Origin of the sequence: Flavobacterium soyae, assembly GCF_021245985.1 — a bacterium.
Classification (GTDB): Bacteria; Bacteroidota; Bacteroidia; order Flavobacteriales; family Flavobacteriaceae; genus Flavobacterium; species Flavobacterium soyae.
On sequence record NZ_JAJQXA010000003.1, the window covers coordinates 376,431 to 394,601 of the forward strand.

The 18,171-nt window shown below is 34.7% G+C and carries 15 protein-coding genes; 5 read left to right on the forward strand and 10 right to left on the reverse strand.

What is annotated here, in order from left to right:
• Positions 1-18: 18 nt before the first annotated feature.
• Positions 19-1,221: an LETM1-related biofilm-associated protein gene (locus LUU93_RS06020; protein WP_232679329.1), complete on the reverse strand. Its 1,203-nt coding sequence runs from the start codon at positions 1,219-1,221 to the stop codon at positions 19-21.
• 109 nt (positions 1,222-1,330) lie between these two features.
• Positions 1,331-1,858: a superoxide dismutase family protein gene (locus LUU93_RS06025; protein ID WP_232679331.1), complete on the reverse strand. Its 528-nt coding sequence runs from the start codon at positions 1,856-1,858 to the stop codon at positions 1,331-1,333.
• Between the two features lie 212 nt (positions 1,859-2,070).
• Between LUU93_RS06025 and LUU93_RS06030 the strand changes: the two genes are divergently transcribed.
• From LUU93_RS06030 to LUU93_RS06040, 3 genes are all read left to right on the forward strand, one after another.
• Entirely contained in the window at positions 2,071-2,508 is a 438-nt protein-coding gene (locus LUU93_RS06030) for an META domain-containing protein (protein ID WP_232679333.1), read from the forward strand.
• A 29-nt stretch (positions 2,509-2,537) separates the two neighbouring features.
• Positions 2,538-3,050, forward strand: coding sequence for a DUF4251 domain-containing protein (locus tag LUU93_RS06035; RefSeq protein ID WP_232679335.1), 513 nt, complete (start codon positions 2,538-2,540; stop codon positions 3,048-3,050).
• Positions 3,051-3,134: 84 nt separating this feature from the next.
• Positions 3,135-3,620, forward strand: a complete 486-nt coding sequence (locus LUU93_RS06040) for a hypothetical protein (RefSeq protein WP_232679337.1) — start codon at positions 3,135-3,137, stop codon at positions 3,618-3,620.
• A 53-nt stretch (positions 3,621-3,673) separates the two neighbouring features.
• On the opposite strand, the gene LUU93_RS06045 is transcribed toward LUU93_RS06040, so the two are convergent.
• From LUU93_RS06045 to LUU93_RS06080, 8 genes are all read right to left on the reverse strand, one after another.
• Positions 3,674-4,768: a glycoside hydrolase family 18 protein gene (locus tag LUU93_RS06045; RefSeq protein WP_232679339.1), complete on the reverse strand. Its 1,095-nt coding sequence runs from the start codon at positions 4,766-4,768 to the stop codon at positions 3,674-3,676.
• Positions 4,769-5,206: 438 nt separating this feature from the next.
• Entirely contained in the window at positions 5,207-7,012 is a 1,806-nt protein-coding gene (locus tag LUU93_RS06050) for an acyl-CoA dehydrogenase FadE (protein ID WP_232679341.1), read from the reverse strand.
• A gap of 168 nt (positions 7,013-7,180) precedes the next feature.
• Positions 7,181-8,362 (reverse strand): thiolase family protein, encoded by a 1,182-nt coding sequence (locus LUU93_RS06055; RefSeq protein ID WP_232679344.1) that lies wholly within the window; start codon positions 8,360-8,362, stop codon positions 7,181-7,183.
• A gap of 32 nt (positions 8,363-8,394) precedes the next feature.
• Entirely contained in the window at positions 8,395-8,775 is a 381-nt protein-coding gene (locus LUU93_RS06060; RefSeq protein WP_232679346.1) for a four helix bundle protein, read from the reverse strand.
• 30 nt (positions 8,776-8,805) lie between these two features.
• The gene (locus LUU93_RS06065; RefSeq protein WP_232679348.1) at positions 8,806-11,196 is read right to left on the reverse strand and encodes a 3-hydroxyacyl-CoA dehydrogenase/enoyl-CoA hydratase family protein; all 2,391 of its coding nucleotides are present in this window, start codon (positions 11,194-11,196) and stop codon (positions 8,806-8,808) included.
• A gap of 52 nt (positions 11,197-11,248) precedes the next feature.
• Positions 11,249-11,707 (reverse strand): MarR family winged helix-turn-helix transcriptional regulator, encoded by a 459-nt coding sequence (locus LUU93_RS06070; protein WP_232679351.1) that lies wholly within the window; start codon positions 11,705-11,707, stop codon positions 11,249-11,251.
• Positions 11,708-11,927: 220 nt separating this feature from the next.
• Positions 11,928-12,965, reverse strand: coding sequence for a helix-turn-helix transcriptional regulator (locus tag LUU93_RS06075; protein WP_232679353.1), 1,038 nt, complete (start codon positions 12,963-12,965; stop codon positions 11,928-11,930).
• A 271-nt stretch (positions 12,966-13,236) separates the two neighbouring features.
• The gene (locus tag LUU93_RS06080; protein ID WP_232679355.1) at positions 13,237-13,851 is read right to left on the reverse strand and encodes an HD domain-containing protein; all 615 of its coding nucleotides are present in this window, start codon (positions 13,849-13,851) and stop codon (positions 13,237-13,239) included.
• Positions 13,852-13,973: 122 nt separating this feature from the next.
• Here LUU93_RS06080 and LUU93_RS06085 point away from each other — a divergent pair, with 122 nt between their 5' ends.
• Both LUU93_RS06085 and LUU93_RS06090 read left to right on the forward strand, forming a co-directional pair.
• Positions 13,974-15,500 carry a TROVE domain-containing protein gene (locus LUU93_RS06085; RefSeq protein WP_232679357.1) on the forward strand — a complete coding sequence of 509 codons (1,527 nt, stop codon included), beginning with the start codon at positions 13,974-13,976 and terminating at the stop codon, positions 15,498-15,500.
• Positions 15,501-16,535: 1,035 nt separating this feature from the next.
• Positions 16,536-17,957 (forward strand): RtcB family protein, encoded by a 1,422-nt coding sequence (locus tag LUU93_RS06090; protein WP_232679359.1) that lies wholly within the window; start codon positions 16,536-16,538, stop codon positions 17,955-17,957.
• Positions 17,958-18,171: the final 214 nt, after the last annotated feature.

The following is an 18,171-nucleotide window of genomic DNA, read 5'->3' on the forward strand; positions in this document are numbered from 1 at the left end:
CAAAAGGGCGATTTTTTTTTATTCGTTTTCGTCTAGATTTTCATTAAACGCAGATGGTAACATTGTTGGGATAAACTTGATTAAAATTGGCAGTAATAAACTTCCGCCCGGAAGTAAAAATATGGTTAATGACGGAATCGTTTTACAGATATCTAAAAGCTGTTTTTTTACTTTTTTCTTTTCCTTTGCATCCAGATCCCTTGTTGTAGAATAAGCTAATAGAACCATTAATTCTTTACTCTGAACAATTTCCTTAATTAATCTGTTTTTGTTTCTTATGATTAGTTTTACAACACTATGCGTCATCTGATCGTAGAAATGCTTAACCGGATTTGAATAATTAAAATAAGGGATTTTCTTTTTGTGAGTGGTAATAAAATCGTGAGTGGTGTCGATGCTTGTTTTTACAAAATCATCAGAAACGCCCATCATTGAACCTAAAGAATACAAGAAATAAGATTCTTCATTTTCGACAACACCATCGCTCCATAACGCCATTCCAGCCATGTCAATTAAATAATAATGCTCTAAAGTATTTTTGAAATAGTCTAGTTGTAAAGTTTCTAAAGTCTCTACGGTAACTTTCGAAAATTTAGAATAACGTATCGAAGCCTCAAAAAGTTTAATTAATAAATCATCGTGCTGCGATTTGATAGTTTTTGTTTTTAAAGCCAAACCTACAATTCCAAGAACAGTTTCTTCAATTCGTTTTAGATACTTTTCAGGAATTTCTCCATGCTGTAAATATTGTCTAAATGCTAAAACATCAATAAACAAAAGTGCATTGGTTACTAAATGCGAAAAGTTTTTGCTGATGATGCTGTCATTTGTCTGTACTCTTTCATCAATTATACTTTCTAATGAATGGGAAGGAGTGTCTTTTGGAAGCAGAATCTTAAATAAATTAAATCCTTCCGGATTCATTTGCTTATAGAATTTTAAAGCTTCGCTGATAAAGTTATTTGGTTCAGAATTTCTTTTTTCTAAACAAAAAACATGATAAAGTGTATTTAATAAGGCAATTTTAGAAATTTCGGTTTTAAACCAGCCTTTTATCGGAATCGGAATTTGAGAATCAATTGCAATGATATGACCGTAGATAAAACCGGTTTCTCTAACTTTATAGTAAAAGAAATCTGTAGTTTCAAAAGGAATAGCCTCAGAAAACTTCTGTTCACTAAAAAACTTATCTATCCAGCCGTGTGCTGATGGGTTAATCATTGAAATTAAATTTATAGCTGCAAAGCTATATTTTTTTCTTGTTTTTGAGTGAATTAAAAATAAAATAACCACTAGATTTTTGTGAAATATAGTGGTTATTAGTGTTTTATTATTTAATTATCCCTGCACAGGCAACTCTTCCGCCGGCATTTCCGGTTGGCTGAGTTGTAAAATCATCTGTTCCCTGATGTACGATTAAACCTTTTCCTAATACATCTTTGGTTGCATCGCCGCAGCCTACGCACCATTCATCAGTAGTTAATGTAATTGTTCCATTACCTTTTTCATCAGCGGTAAAGTTTCCAATATCCCCTTTATGATATTCTCCAACTCCCCATTTTCCATGTTTTTTAAAAGTTGGGTTCCAGTGTCCGCCCGCAGAACTTCCGTCGGCAGCAGTACAATCAGCTTTTTCGTGAATATGTATAGCATGAACCCCAGGCTGTAAACCAGAAACTTTTGCAGTAAAGGTCACTTTGCCGTTTTTCTCTGTAAAAGTAGCGGTTCCGGTTACATTGCTATTGCTTTTTGGCTCTAACGCTACGGTTAAAGTTTTTGCATCATTTGATTTTGTATTTGTCTTACAGCCAATTATTAAGACTGTAATTATAGCGAAAGATACGATCAGTTTTTTCATATATGCGGGCATTTTAAATTAAAGATTAAGTAAATTTAACATAAAAGAATGGAATAGTTTGATCTTAAAAGTTAAAAAAAAGTCAAACTATACTTGGTAATTTAATGTCAATTGAATATAAAACCGAAAAATATTGCTTAAATTCGTAATAGTTTTAACGAATAATTTCTGAAAAAACCTCTCTAATTCGTTCATATTTAATTCTTAATGTTATGATGAAAAAGATTTCTATTCTTATTTTTTTGAGTTTGATATTGCTTTCCTGCAATATTTTTAAATGTAAAAAAAGTGATGCCGTTTCTAAACTTGACGGAACCTGGGAACTCAATTATATTACCGGACCTGGAATTACTTTTGAAGGTTTATATCCGAATAAAAAGCCGACCATAAATTTCAATACAAAAGAAAAGCAGGTTTCGGGGAATAACAGCTGCAACTCCTATACCGGAAAACTTGTTGTAAATGGCAATAAAATTGATTTTACACAGCCAATGGCAGTTACCAAAATGATGTGCATGGATGGACTGCAAGGTGAACAAACCTACATGAACACACTTAAAAAAATAGCTTCTTTTGATATTGCTGATGATGGAAAAACGCTGAATTTTATTTCAGGAGATATTGCTATGATGAGATTTACTAAAAAGTAAATGATCTGTTTTATTTAATACGATGTAAGATGAAAACTAAATTATACCTTTTATTAGTATTGTCAGGCTTTTTAAATTTTTCTGTTTTTGCACAGGAAAAAAGCAAAAAAGAGCTAAAAGCTGAAAAAGAATTGCAGAAGCAAAAAGAAATAGAAGCTTTAATTGATTCTAAAAATTTTGTTTTTGAAGCTCGAAAAGCCACACCACAAGGCGGACGACTTATTATTTTAGATTATAACACTTATTTCTTAAAGTTTAATGCTGAAAAAACAACGTGTGACCTTCCATTTTTTGGACGTGCATATAATGTTGGTTACGGAAGCGACGGCGGAATTAAATTTGAAGGAATGCCTGAAAACATAAAAGCAGGGAAGAAGAAAAATAAATTTAGTGTGAAAGCTGAGGTTAAAGGCAGGGATGATGTTTATAATCTAATGTTTACTATTTTTTTTGATGGAGGAGCCTCGCTTTCAGTCACCAGTAATAATAGAGCCCCAATTTTTTATGATGGAGAAATAAGTGCTCCCAAAGCCGATAAATAAATTTGAATTGAGTAATGTTAAAAAATGTTTTAAACTGTAATAATTTACTTACTTTTACTTTGTTTAATACTTAATATATAAATTATGAAAAAATTAATTATTGCCTTAATGATGGCCGTGGCTTCGTTTTCTTGTTATGCACAATCTACTTACAAAGAAGACATAGATGTTCTTCAAAGTGTTTACGGAAAATCTAAAGGGGATTTGGTAAAAGATTACATGAATTTATCAGATACTCAATCTCAGGCATTTTCTAAAGTTTACGATGCTTATGAAACTGAACGTAAAACATTAGGACAAGCAAAAATTCAATTAATTAACGATTATGCAGTTAATTATGATACGCTTACAGATGAAAAAGCAGATGAACTTGCAAAAGGAACTTTGAAAAATAATTTAGGGTATGAAAAATTATACTCTAAAACCTACGGACAGGCTAAAAAAGCAATTGGAGCTATTAATGCGGCAAAATTTATTCAGTTAGAAGTTTATCTTCAAGCGATCATTCGTGCTGAAACTTTAGAATCAATCCCGTTTATTGGAGAATTAGATAAAGTTAAAGTAAAATAAGTATTTACTAAATAAAAAATAAAAGGGCAGTTCTTGAACTGCCCTTTTATTTTTTATTTAGTTGTTTTGACTTCGTAAATCGCATTCACCATGCCATCGTGAGGGCTGTCTAAAGTCAGTTCCCAGAACATGATCCCACCCAGTTTTTTAGACTTTGCATATTCAGTTTTTGCTTTAATAGATTTGATATCATCTGATGTCGCAAAAGTTTTTGTACCTGCATTATACCAATATGGAGCTTTTGCTTTATCATCCCAGAAATATTTCCAGCCGTTTGTTTCTGTATATGTTGTGGCAAAGTTTTTAAAGTTAACACCTTCGATATGTTCTCCGGCCTGATAAAGACCATTATTTATATTTTCAACATTTTTCCATGTTCTGGAATAAAATGCGCCTCCAATAATCAATTTTTCAGACGGAACTCCTTGTTTTAATAAATAAGTAACCGCTCTGTCTGTAGATTCTTCATTTGGATTTGTACTATATAATGGTGTGTGGTGTCCCGTAACTTTAGAATATCCGTTCACTAAATCGTAACTCATAATGTTGATACGATTAACTAATGGCGCAACCGTTTTCCAGTCAATCGATTCATCGAGATATTTTTGAAAACCTCCCGCAGCAAAACTCAATTCATATTTTTTTCCTAAAGTTGAACGAAGAATTTTAAGCAATTCGGTAAAATTTGGTTTGTCAACAGCTTGATATAAATGTCCAGGGAGTCCTTCAATCGCAGGATATTCCCAATCTAAATCTAAACCGTCAACCTTAAAATAATCACTTACTTCTTTTACTGATTTTGCGAATTTTAAACGCCCTTCAGCAGTCGAAAAAGCATTAGAACATGGTTCGCAGCCACCCCAGCCGCCAAGAGATAAAACGATTTTTAATTGTGGATTTTTAGTTTTTAGAGAAACTAAATGCTTTATTGTAATAGAATCTTTAGATGAATCTACACTTAGTTTTCCATCTTTTAAATGACAGAAACTAAAGATTATTTGATCTAATTTATTGACTTCATATTCGTCAATTAGTTTAGAATCACCAGTGTAATAAGCGATGATGTCGAATTTCTTATTCTTCTGCGCAAAAATGTTTGTGGATAAAAGGCAGATAAATAAAAGGGCAATTAGGCTAATTTGTTTCATTTTATGTTTTTTGAAGTTTTAGAACGCTAAATTTATAACATTAGAATCGAAACTTTACTATTGATTCTGTAACATAACCTCAATTTTAATAAATATTTGTGAAATGAGGGTTAAACCATATAAGTGATATAAGTTCATTTTAGATAGAACTTAATTTTATTCCGTTCCAATATTCCGTAGAGACGCACAGCAGTGCGTCTCTACAAAAAAATGCCACAGATTACAGGATTTTCACAGATTTTTTAATCCTGTAATCTGTGGCAAAACATAAAAAAAAAACATAGTTAGACGCACTGCTGTGCGTCTCTACAAAAAAAAACATTCTTTTTAAATGAACTTATATAACTTATATGGTTCAAAAAAAAATAAAAAAATAAACCCGCACAGTTTCGGACTTGTGCGGGTTTAAACAAATTAAAAGCTAAAAACTATTTTTTATTAGAAGCAGTATGAATTTTCTGCAACTAATTTTTCTGCGATTTTTTCTCTTAATGCAACAACGTTTGGAAGGTTAGTGTATTTAGTGAAACGTTTTAATCCCATTAACATCATACGTTGCTCGTCACCTTCAGAGAAAGAAGCAATTCCTTCTTTTCCTCTTAAGTTTACGATATCTACCGCTTTGTACAAGTATAATTTTGCCATAGCGATTTGCTCTTGTACTTTATCTTCACCTTCTTTTTTAGCTAATTTCTCAGTTCTAAGAATAGTACTTTCAGCCATATAGATTTCGATTAAGATATCAGCAGCAGCCATTAATAATTGTTGGTGAGAATCTAAATCTGGACCGTGTTTTTGAACAACACTTCCTGCAACCATTAAGAAAACTTTTTTCAGGTTAGCAACGATTACTTTTTCTTCTGCAAATAATTCAGAGAAATCCGGAGTATCAAAAGATGGAATTCCCATTAATTCTTCCTGAACTTTCATTGCTGGTCCAAGTAAATCAACGTGCCCTTTCATTGCTTTTTTGATCAGCATACCAACAGAAAGCATTCTGTTGATTTCGTTTGTACCTTCGTAGATACGAGCGATACGAGCATCTCTCCAGGCACTTTCCATCGGAGTATCTTCAGAGAATCCCATTCCGCCAAAAACCTGAATACCTTCGTCAGAACAGTTTTGAACGTCTTCAGAAACAGCTACTTTCAAGATAGAACACTCGATAGCATATTCTTCAACACCTTTCAATTCTGCTTCCTGGTGACTTGTTCCTTCGGCTTCACGAGCAGCGATTCTGTCTTCGATGTCTTTTGCAGCACGGTAAGAAGCACTTTCTCCAGCGTAAGCACTAGTAGCCATTTCAGCTAATTTAGAACGGATAGCTCCAAAAGATGAAATAGAAGTATTGAACTGAATTCTTTCGTTAGCATATTTTACAGCTCCTGTAGTAACTCTTCTTTGAGCATCAAGACATGCTGCTGCCAATTTAATACGACCAACGTTTAAAGCATTCATCGCAATTTTGAAACCGTTTCCTCTTTCAGATAACATGTTTTCAACAGGAACTTTTGTTTCGTTGAAGAAAACCTGACGAGTAGAAGAAGCACGAATTCCTAATTTATGCTCTTCTTCATTCATAGAAATTCCGTTTGAAGGATCGTTTTCTACGATGAAACCTGTAATATTTTTATCATCTCCAATACGGGCAAAAACGATGAAAACGCTGCAGAAACCTGCATTCGAAATCCACATTTTTTGACCTGTAATTAAATAATGAGTTCCGTCTTCAGATAAAACTGCTTTAGTTTTTCCTGAGTTAGCATCAGATCCTGCACCTGGCTCAGTTAAACAGTATGCTCCAAACCATTCTCCAGAAGCCAATTTCGGAACGTATTTTTTCTTTTGTTCTTCAGTACCGTAAAGTGTAATTGGCATAGTTCCAATTCCTGTATGTGCACCAAAAGCAGTTGAGAAAGAACCTGTTGCTCCAGAAATGTAGTCACAAACCAACATTGTAGAAACAAATCCCATTCCTAATCCACCGTATTCTTCCGGAACTGCAACTCCAAGAAGTCCAAGTTCACCAGCTTTACGCATAGATGATTCTGTGTAAGCGTAATCTTTTTTCTCAAAACGATCTTTATGCGCCCATAATTCTTTGTCTACGAACTCTTTTACAGAGTCACGCATCATTAACTGCTCTTCCGAGAAATCTTCTGGTGTAAAGATATCTTCGCATTTTGTTTCTTTAACTAAAAACTGACCACCACGGGTTACGTTTTTTTCGATTGTATCTGCCATTGTTAATGTTTTTTTGTATATTTTTTATTTATAATCTAGATCTCCAATCTTGTCATTTTGACGAAGGAGAAATCGCACTTGAAGCTCCGCATCGTAATGTGCCAATCTTTGTCGATTCCCGAGTGTGATTTCTCCTTCGTCGAAATGACAAACTACACGAATACTTTCTTACAACACTTCGTAAATCCCTGCAGAACCTTGTCCGGTTCCCACACACATCGAAACGATTCCGTATTTGTTACCTCTGCGTTTCATCTCATCAAATAACTGAACAGAAAGTTTAGCTCCAGTACATCCCAGCGGGTGTCCTAAAGAGATTGCTCCACCGTTTACGTTTACGATTTCTGGATTAATGTTTAACTCTCGAGTAACTGCTAAAGCTTGTGAAGCAAATGCCTCGTTTAACTCAATTAATTCGATATCGTTTAATGTTAATCCCGCTTGTTTTAATGCTTTCGGAATTGCTTTTACCGGACCGATACCCATAATTCTTGGCTCAACACCGGAAGAAGCAAAGTTTACTAATCTTGCGATTGGCTCAAGGTTTAATTCTTTTACCATTTCTTCGCTCATGATTAAGACGAATGCTGCACCGTCGCTCATTTGAGAAGAGTTCCCCGCAGTTACGCTTCCGTCAGCAGCAAAAACAGGTCTTAAACCAGCTAAAGCAGCAACAGAAGTTCCGGCTCTTGGACCTTCATCTTTATTTACAACATATGATTTTGTTTCTTTTTTACCATTTTCATTGATGAAAGTCTGCTCAACAGTAATAGGAACGATTTGTTTGTCAAATTTTCCTTCTGTCTGAGCTTTCAAAGCTTTCATGTGAGAGTTGTAAGCAAACTCATCCTGATCTTCTCTTGAGATTTTATATTGGTTTGCAACCGCTTCAGCAGTTAAACCCATTCCCCAGTAGTAATCTTCGTGACCTGCAGCGGCAACTTTATAATCTGGAGTTGGTTTGTAACCTCCCATCGGAATATAACTCATACTTTCTGCACCACCAGCAATGATACAATCTGCCATTCCTGATTGGATTTTAGCAGTCGCCATTCCGATAGTTTCTAATCCAGAAGCACAGTAACGGTTTACCGTAACTCCAGGAACGTCTTCCACTTTTAATCCCATTAAAGAGATCAAACGTCCAACGTTTAGACCTTGTTCCGCCTCTGGCATGGCATTTCCTACCATAACGTCATCGATACGTTTTTTGTCGAAATTAGGCAGCTCGTCCATCATAAACTGAATGGTTTCTGCTGCTAATTCATCAGGTCTTTTAAATCTAAAAACACCTTTTGGAGCTTTTCCAACTGCTGTTCTATATGCTTTTACTATATATGCTGTTTTCATAAATGATTGTATTAAGATTGGAGAATTAAGTATTAAGATTTTCCAATTGTTTTGTTGATTTTATCTTTTAATGTTCTTTGAAAGGAAAAGTTCATATTTGAAACCTCTACTAATTGATTAATAGTGGGCTGAATAAGATCTTCACTAACAAGCTTAAGTCTTTTAGCAAGTATTAATTGTGTTATTAATTCAAAAGTTGAACCATTTGCTATTCCTAAGAAGTTCATAAATTCTTTCTCAGAATTTCTTCCCGAACCTTCTGCAATATTTGAAGGAATAGAAACGGCGCATTTTTTTATTTGATGAATTAAATTGAACTTTTCGTCATTCGGTAATAAGGAAGAAATTTCATAAACATGAACTGCAATATCCATTGCTTTCTGCCAAATCTTTAATTTCTCAAACTGATGCATTTCTTAATACTTAATTCTTATTACTTGATACTAGTTTCTTAAAGGTTTTCCTTTAGTCAACATGTACTGGATTCTTTCTAGCGTCTTACGTTCTGTACATAAACTCAAGAAAGCTTCACGTTCGATATCTAATAAGTATTGTTCAGATACTAAAGTTGCTTCAGATAAATCACCACCCGCCATTACGTAAGCCAGTTTGTTTGCGATTTTCTTGTCGTGCTCAGAAATGTATTTTCCAGCCTGCATTTGATCTGTTCCCACTAAGAACATACCAAGAGCTTGTTTTCCTAATACCTTAACATCCGTTCTTCTGATTGGTTGCGTATAACCAGCTTCTGCCATTAACAAAGCATGTTTTTTAGCTTCAGCAATCTGGCGATCTTTGTTTACTACGATAACGTCTTTTCCGTGCTGTAAAAGTCCAGTATCAAAAGCTTCATAACCAGAAGTTGATACTTTTGCCATTGCGATTGTCAAGAAATACTCTTGAAGAACGTTCAATTCCACATCGTTTTTGCGGAATAAATCAGATGCTCTTAAAGTCATTTCTTTAGAACCACCACCACCAGGGATAACTCCAACACCAAATTCAACTAATCCCATGTAAGTTTCTGCAGCAGCAACCACTTTATCAGCGTGTAAGCTCATTTCACATCCACCTCCAAAAGTCATTCCGTGAGGTGCCACTACAACTGGAATAGAAGAGTAACGAACACGCATCATTGTGTCTTGGAACAATTTAATCGCCATGTTCAATTCGTCGTATTCCTGCTCAACTGCCATCATGAAAATCATTCCGATATTAGCTCCAACAGAGAAATTAGCTGCTTGGTTACCAATAACTAAACCTTGATATTCTTTTTCAGATAAGTCAATTGCTTTATTGATAGCTTGTAGAACGTCACCACCAATTGTATTCATTTTAGATTGGAATTCTAAGTTTAAGATTCCGTCTCCTAAATCCTGAATGATTGCTCCACTGTTACTCCAAACTTTTTTGCTTTCGCGAATGTTGTTTAGGATAATGAATGAATCTTGTCCAGGAACTTTTACTTGTGATTTTGTTGGAATGTTATAGAAATAAGTTGCTCCTTCTTTTACAGAATAGAAACTTTCGCTTCCAGAAGCCAGCATTTCATTAACCCAAGCAGCAGGCTCTAAACCTTCAGCTTTCATGATTTCAATTCCTTTTGCAACACCAATAGCATCCCAGATTTCGAATGGACCATTTTCCCATCCAAAACCAGCTTTCATGGCATCGTCAATTTTGTATAATTCATCTGAGATTTCAGGAACTCTGTTTGACACATAAGCAAACATTCCGGCGAAACTCTTACGGTAGAATTCTCCCGCTTTGTCTGTTCCTTTTACTAAAACTTTAAAACGGTTGATAGGTTTATCGATAGTTTTTGTTAGTTCAAGAGTAGCAAAATTCGCTTTTTTTGCAGCGCGGTATTCTAATGTATTTAAGTCTAAAGAAAGAATGTCTTTATCTACTTTTTTGTAGAAACCTTGTCCAGTTTTACTTCCTAACCAATTATTTTCCATCATTTTGTTGATGAAATCAGGAAGTTTGAACAATTCGTGTTGTTCGTCGTTAGGGCAGTTTTCGTAAATACCGTTAGCAACGTGTACCAAAGTATCCAAACCAACAACGTCAACCGTACGGAAAGTAGCCGATTTTGGACGACCAATTACTGGTCCTGTCAATTTATCAACTTCTTCAATCGTTAATCCCATTTCTTTTACCAAGTGGAATAAACTTTGGATTCCGTAAATACCAATTCTGTTTCCAATAAATGCCGGAGTATCTTTAGCAACAACCGAAGTTTTTCCTAAGAATTTAGATCCGTATTCGTTTAAGAAATCCAATACTTCAGTAGAAGTTTTTGGACCAGGAATAATTTCAAATAATTTTAAGTAACGCGCAGGGTTAAAAAAGTGAGTTCCGCAGAAGTGCTGTTGAAAATCTTCGCTTCTTCCTTCACTCATAAAATGAATTGGAATACCAGAAGTATTAGAAGTAACCAAAGTTCCCGGTTTACGGAATTTCTCGATTTGTTCAAAAACTAACTTCTTAATGTCTAAACGCTCCACAACAACCTCGATAATCCAGTCAACATTAGCAATTTTTGCCATATCATCTGTCGTATTTCCAGTCGTAATTCTATTTGCGAATTTCTGACTGTAAATAGGAGATGGTTTTGATTTTAATGAATTCGCCAAATGTTCGTTTACCACACGGTTGCGAACGGCTTTACTTTCAAGTGTTAATCCTTTTTTAGCTTCAGCTTCGGTCAGTTCACGCGGTACAATGTCCAGAAGTAAAACTTCGACACCAATGTTAGCAAAATGACAAGCTATACCTGAACCCATAATTCCGGATCCAATTACAGCAACTTTTTTAATTGTGCGTTTCATATTTGTAAAATTTGTTTTTTTGGGTAGAATCTGAATTTTCCTTTACAAAAGATTACTCATTTTCTGTGTTTTCTGTTTGATTAAATATGTTTTTGTCCTGAATTAATTCATTAATGATTTCAGAAACTTCGATAAAATGTTTTAGCTTTTCATCTGATACATGTTTTCTAACCGTTTCATTAAATTTCAGAACTGTATTTTTAGATAAATCTCTTTTTTCTTTTCCAAAGTCGGTCAGGTAGATTAAAACACCTCGTCCGTCACTTGGGTTCTTTTTGCGAACTATTAAACCTTTTTCTTCCATAGATTTTAATGTTCTTGTTAAGCTGGTTGCTTCCATACCCATTCTTGGGCCTAAAGCGGTTGATGGAGTTCCTTCTTCCTTATCCATACTTAAAAGAGCAAATCCTGTTGCCATGGTAGCATCGTACTTTGCAGCCTCTTCATTATACATTCTTGAAACAGCCTGCCATGTAGCTCTCAAAATATAATCTATTGTTTTGTCTTTCATAGGTAACTATATCGATTTCAAATATAATTAAAAAATACTATGCATGCATATAATTTTTTAATAAATTTTTGGTTAGTTAAAAATCCCACTGATTTAGTGTGGTTTGGTGGTTTATTTAGAGTGAAATATACTATTCTTTTTTTAGATTTTAACATTTTTCGTACTGTCAAAATCATTTTTTGGTTTTTAAATCGCTTTTAATTCTGTATTCTTTAAAAAATTATAAGTTATTTTTAATTGTATTTTCGGGATCATATCTCGAAATGGCTCTTTGCAGAATCTTTTTCATCCGGTTTCGCAGATTTTCGGGTCTTAAAATTTCAATCGAATCTCCAAAACCTAATAAAAGGCGCTCCATTTCATAATTTGGCGAAATGAACAAATGCACAATAATACTTTGATCTTCATTTTCCTTAATTAATCGCTGTGAAGGATGCAGCGGTTTTGTAATAACATAAGGTGCATTTGCGGCATCAATCCATAATTCGATACGTCTGGGCTGCAAACCAGAATTTACCGTTACACCTATTATATCTTTATAATAAGAATCGGCATCAAAATCTTCTTCTAAATAAGCAAGATTAAAATCGTAATCAATTGAAATAATTCTGTCGAGCGCTAAATTGGTAATAGGCTGTCCGTCTTTTTTCTTCCCAACAAGAAACCATCGATTATTGAACTCCTTTAATATAAAAGGATGAAAATGAAATTTGGTTTCCTCTCTCGATTTAAAAGATTTATAAGTAATTATAAGAACCATCTTCTTTATAATTGCCTGATAAATTTCATCTAAATAATGAAGCCCTTTTAGGTTTTCATTTTTATCCAAATAAATTACAGGTTTTGTATGCGACTTTTCAGCATAGATTTTATCTTCCAGACGCTGTAAAATATCAGATACATCGTTAAATAGAGAGAAATCCTTGAATTGTTTTAACATCGAAACCGTTTCGGTCAAAACATTGATATCCGTTTCCGTCAGCGGAATATCGGTTATTGTGAAATCTTCGTCTTCGTATTTATAATACTTTTTATCGTAAACAACAATTGGCGCATTGTAACCCAGCTTTTCACTTCGCATTAACTGAATATCCATTTGAATGGTTCGCTTGCTGATAGGATTTTCCCGGCCTTCATATTCAAATAAAGCTTCAGAACATTCTTCAATTAAATCTTCGAGTGTCCATTGTCTGTATTTGTTCTGAAGGCATTTGTCGATGGTTTTGTATCGTATTAAGGCATTCTTGTTTTGTGACATTTTTGTGTTGGTTTGCCACAAAGGCGCGAAGGCGCAAAGTTTTTTGTTTTTAAGCCACTCCCGATAGCTATCGGGATAAAGGATTAAAAGGGTTTTTACTCAGTTTTTGTCATCCTGAGGAACGAAGGATCGCATACAATATTCCTCGAAGAGAGTCGCCAATCTTTGTAGAGTTTCTTGTGTGATCCTTCGTTCCTCAGGATGACAAACAGTGTGTAATTAAAACTTTAATAAAAACTTTGCGACTTAGCGTCTTTGCGAGATTCAATTTTTAGCTTAATAACTTTATCTCTTTTTCAATATTAATTCTCGCTTTCTCTTCATATAAATTCCGAAATTCCTCCGTTTGAAAAATAAACTCATTCTCCAAAAAATGTTTCAACGCTTTCGCGCGCCCGGGTTTGTATAGAAAATCTGGATAGATGCGATATTCTTTTCTAATTTGTTCAAAATAGATTTTATAATCTTCCCAGTCTTTGGCGAGGATTTTCAAATCAAAATCAATTAACCAGTTAATATCTTCAATTTTATTATGCTGATGCTGCTGTGTTGCGCAAATCGCATCAAAAACTAATTGTCGATTTAGATTGTTATTTTCAGATAAAACGGCCAAAGCATATTCGGCACTTTTGAGTTCGTTATCTTTTTTAGAAGCCGAATAAACAAAATCATGATAAAAGATTGAAAATAATATTTCATCAGGGTTTAGAAGTTTATCACGATACGTTTCAAAACTCTCAATCATAGCCCAAATATGAGTTAAGTTATGATAATGCCTTGATTTTGTTGAATATGCCTTTTCTAAATCCTTCCAGTTCTGCTGAATTTCATTTGCTGAAAAGCCAATATTCAAAAGTAATTCAGAATAGATTTTCTCTAAATTCATAATCTTTTTTACTCAAATTTAAAATTTCTTTTTTACTGCGCAAAATAATTGCGCAGTAGTTCTGAAATCTTTGCTCAGGAAATAAAACAATAACCATTGTCTAATTTTAAAAACCAGAAATTATGAAATTCAATTTTTTAGCAAAAGAGAAAAACAATAAAAGCAATATAGTTAATCACGAAAATGCACCAGCTTTTTCTTTAACATCAGAATACGAATTGTACGCAGCAGTTGTAACTACAAGTTTAAACGCTTCATTTTATGAAAAAGATACAACTCGTTTACAAAGAATACAAAGCCTAATCAAAAAAAGCAATCCGGTATTTGTAGCAAAATTGGCTGTCTATGCCCGTAACGAAATGCATATGCGTTCTGTACCATTAGTTTTGGTAGTAGAATTAGCCAAAATATATTCTGGCGATTCATTAATCAGTAAAATGATTACTCACGTAATTCAACGTGCAGACGAGATAACAGAATTATTGGCTTATTACCAAATGGCAAACGAACGAAATGGTGTTAAGAAATTAAACCGTTTATCAAAACAAATACAAAAAGGTTTAGCTGTTTCGTTCAACAAATTTGACGAATACCAATTCGCAAAATACAATCGTGACGGTGCTGTAAAATTAAAAGATGCTTTGTTTTTGGTTCATCCAAAAGCAAAAGATGAAGCGCAGCAATTAATCTTTGATAAATTGGTAAACAACACTTTGCAAACGCCATATACATGGGAAACAGAATTGTCGCAATTAGGTCAAGTAAAATTTTACAACCACATTGAAAAACAAAAAGCATTCAAACAAAAATGGGAGGAATTAATCGATAGCGGTAAAATAGGTTACATGGCTTTGTTACGTAACTTACGAAATATCTTAGAAGCAAATGTTTCAGGTTCTCATATGTTGAAAGTATGCGATTACCTTTCTAGCGAAAAAGCAGTCGCCAACTCAAAACAATTGCCATTCCGATTTTTAGCAGCGTATCGTGAAGTGAAAGACTTGAATTCTAAATACACTTCAATGGTTTTAGATGCATTGGAAGATGCTGTTATGGCAAGTTCACAAAACATAAAAGGTTTTGATGTAAATACATCGGTTGTAATTGCCTGCGACGTTTCGGGTTCTATGCAAAAAGCAATATCGCCAAAAAGTAAAATAATGCTTTACGATATCGGTTTGATGTTAGGTATGTTAATGCAAAGTCGTTGCCAAAATGTGGTAAGCGGTATGTTTGGTGACCGTTGGAAAATAATCAACATGCCAAAACGAAGCATATTGGCCAACGTTAACGAATATTACAAACGCGAAGGTGAAGTAGGTTATGCTACAAACGGTCATTTGGTCGTAGAAGATTTAATCAGCCGAAAAGAAATTGTAGATAAAGTAATGTTGTTTACAGATGTTCAAATGTGGAATAATGCGTACACAAAAGACTCATTTGCAAACTCCTGGAACCGATACAAAACTATCGCACCAAATGCAAAATTATATTTGTTTGATTTGGCAGGTTACGGTCAGTCGCCAATAAACATCGAAAAAAACGATGTATATTTAATAGCCGGCTGGTCAGATAAAGTATTTGATGTTTTGAATGCTTTAGAAGATAAAAACAGCGCGTTGAATTACATCAACCGTATAGAATTGTAAAAAAGAATCTGCTGCGCAAAATAATTGCGCAGTAGTATTCAAATATTTGTAAAAGGAAAAGTTCATTGAAAATAAAGAAAAAACAAGTGCCGTAAATAAGTGTTACTTCGCATTTTTAACGCCCGGGTCGTGAGTTCGATTCTCACTATTTTTGTTTAATTATAAAAATATAGCTCAGATGGTTAGAGCAGGATATGTCATTTATTACTTATTGCCTTGTTTAAAAAAACATTGGTGTCGTAGACAAGAGTTACTTCGAGGGAATTGTGTTACAGGTTCGAATCCTGTTCAGGTAATCTGATGGTGTAAGTGGAAACACGCATAAATAGTCTCTTGTCGCTCATAACCCGATAAAATAAAAAGAATGTCGTAAATAAGAGATACTTCGTCTCAAATTTAGGGGAGGAATAACGAAGTTGTAAAATCAGCAAGGTTATCCAGTTCGACTCTGGCACAGACAAAGCCCCGCCCAATTCTCTTATTGCTTTTTACTTCTTTTAAAAAATGAAAAATGTCGTGTGTGAGAGCTGCTTCGTATAGGGTTCAAAATACTCTCATCAATTATTACTTTTTCAAAAAATAAGATGCCGTCTATAAAGCGCTACTTCGCGGCATGATAATATTAGGTTCGAATCCTAAAAGTCGCTTATAGATTATTGCTCTTAAAAAAAGAGTGTCGTCAGGAAATGGTTCCTTCGTTCCAAGAAAATTAAACCATTCCTAAATGTTACCTCTTTTAAAATTAAAAAAATGAATGTAGAAAAAACACCAATTAAATAAAACACACAGTTTGTCATTTCGAGGAACGAGAAATCGCACTAGAAACTCGACAAAGATTGGCGATTCTCGTTGTAGATTCACAAGTGCGATTTCTCCTCCGTCGAAATGACATAAAATGTGAAAAAATCATTTTAATCCTTTTAATCAGTGGCAAAAAAGTAAACTAAATTAATCTACGCAAAATAACTGCGTACGATTAAAAAACCTTTGTTCCTTTGAACCTCTGCAGCTTTGCCCCTTAAAATAAAAAAACAAATGAACACACAAATAAACGGTACAGATATATTAGAATTAGGATTCCCAGAAGGAAAAATAATTGGAATTGCCTTAAAAATAAACAGCAAAAGAAACGGATTCACAAGAAACGAAATGATGACAAATTTCAAAAACGTCTTAGAAACTCCGGAGAATTATATCGACGATAAAATCTTCAGCAAACTGGCTGTAGCTTTAATCGAAAAAGCAAATGAAAAACCAGAAGATTTCATCGCTTTAAATGAAACTCCAAATGCCTACTCAGCTTACGGATTAGATCATATCGAAGACGGAGCCAGAAAACAAATGGAAGTTGCCATGAAACTTCCTGTGACGGTTGCCGGAGCTTTAATGCCAGATGCGCACCAAGGTTACGGATTACCAATTGGCGGAGTTCTAGCCACAAAAAATGCCATTATTCCGTATGGTGTTGGAGTTGATATTGGATGTAGAATGGCGTTATCGGTTTATGATATTCCAGAAGATTTTTACTTTGAAAACGAAACCAAATTCAAAAAAGAATTAATAGCCAATTCTATTTTCGGAGCAGGTCACGGATTTCACGGTCAGTACAAATCAGATCACGCGGTTTTAGAGAACGATACTTTCAATATGAATCCGTTTGTGAAGAATTTAAAAGATAAAGCATGGTCGCAATTAGGATCTTCTGGCGGTGGAAATCATTTTGTCGAATTCGGAATCATGGAATTTTCAAAAGACGATGCGGTTTTAAATATTCCAAAAGGTAAATATGTTGCTTTATTAACGCATTCAGGTTCACGTGGAATGGGGGCAACAATTGCCGGACATTATACCAAAATTGCGAAAGACGAATGTAAACTTCCGGAAGTAGCCAGAAACTTGGCGTATTTGGATATGAATTCACAATTAGGACAAGAATATTGGCTGGCGATGAATCTTGCGGGGGATTACGCTTCAGCTTGTCACGAGATTATTCATAACAAAATGGAAAAAGCTTTGGGAGCAGTAATTTTAGCCAAAGTCGAAAACCACCATAATTTTGCATGGAAAGAAATCTGGAACGGCGAAGAAGTAATCGTACATAGAAAAGGAGCAACCCCAGCCGGAAAAGGCGTTATGGGAATTATTCCCGGAAGTATGACCGCACCAGGATTTTTGGTGAGAGGAAAAGGCGAGGAGAACGCCATAAATTCCGCTTCACACGGAGCAGGAAGGCAAATGAGCAGAACGCAGGCGATAAAAAACATCACTCAAACCGAGATGAAATCGATCCTGAAAGATCATGGCGTTACGCTTATTGGAGCAGGAATTGACGAAGCCCCAATGGCTTATAAAGATATCAATCAGGTTATGGAAGCGCAGCAAGACTTAGTTGATGTCGTAGCCAAATTTACTCCAAAATTAGTGAGAATGGCCGATGATGGGAGTCGTGAAGATTAGTGGTTAGTGATCAGTTTTTTAGTGTTCAGTCGCGGTCGCAGTATTCAGTGTAGAGACGCACTGCAGTGCGTCTAACGCCCAGTTTGTCATCCTGACGAAGGAAGGATCATACTAGAAACTCTACAAAGATTGTCGATTCTCTTTGAGGAATATTGGATGTGATCCTTCGTTCCTCAGGATGACAAACTTTGCGGTTAAAGATTTTTTCACGCAG

Excerpts from the sequence above, each read along its gene's own strand:
- LUU93_RS06090 (WP_232679359.1), top strand. The coding sequence starts at position 16,536 with ATGAACACACAAATAAACGGTACAGATATATTAGAATTAGGATTCCCA.
- LUU93_RS06075 (WP_232679353.1), bottom strand. The coding sequence starts at position 12,965 with ATGTCACAAAACAAGAATGCCTTAATACGATACAAAACCATCGACAAA.
- LUU93_RS06065 (WP_232679348.1), bottom strand. The coding sequence starts at position 11,196 with ATGAAACGCACAATTAAAAAAGTTGCTGTAATTGGATCCGGAATTATG.
- LUU93_RS06080 (WP_232679355.1), bottom strand. The coding sequence starts at position 13,851 with ATGAATTTAGAGAAAATCTATTCTGAATTACTTTTGAATATTGGCTTT.
- LUU93_RS06030 (WP_232679333.1), top strand. The coding sequence starts at position 2,071 with ATGATGAAAAAGATTTCTATTCTTATTTTTTTGAGTTTGATATTGCTT.
- LUU93_RS06035 (WP_232679335.1), top strand. The coding sequence starts at position 2,538 with ATGAAAACTAAATTATACCTTTTATTAGTATTGTCAGGCTTTTTAAAT.
- LUU93_RS06070 (WP_232679351.1), bottom strand. The coding sequence starts at position 11,707 with ATGAAAGACAAAACAATAGATTATATTTTGAGAGCTACATGGCAGGCT.
- LUU93_RS06085 (WP_232679357.1), top strand. The coding sequence starts at position 13,974 with ATGAAATTCAATTTTTTAGCAAAAGAGAAAAACAATAAAAGCAATATA.
- LUU93_RS06050 (WP_232679341.1), bottom strand. The coding sequence starts at position 7,012 with ATGGCAGATACAATCGAAAAAAACGTAACCCGTGGTGGTCAGTTTTTA.
- LUU93_RS06020 (WP_232679329.1), bottom strand. The coding sequence starts at position 1,221 with ATGATTAACCCATCAGCACACGGCTGGATAGATAAGTTTTTTAGTGAA.
- LUU93_RS06045 (WP_232679339.1), bottom strand. The coding sequence starts at position 4,768 with ATGAAACAAATTAGCCTAATTGCCCTTTTATTTATCTGCCTTTTATCC.
- LUU93_RS06040 (WP_232679337.1), top strand. The coding sequence starts at position 3,135 with ATGAAAAAATTAATTATTGCCTTAATGATGGCCGTGGCTTCGTTTTCT.
- LUU93_RS06060 (WP_232679346.1), bottom strand. The coding sequence starts at position 8,775 with ATGCATCAGTTTGAGAAATTAAAGATTTGGCAGAAAGCAATGGATATT.
- LUU93_RS06025 (WP_232679331.1), bottom strand. The coding sequence starts at position 1,858 with ATGAAAAAACTGATCGTATCTTTCGCTATAATTACAGTCTTAATAATT.
- LUU93_RS06055 (WP_232679344.1), bottom strand. The coding sequence starts at position 8,362 with ATGAAAACAGCATATATAGTAAAAGCATATAGAACAGCAGTTGGAAAA.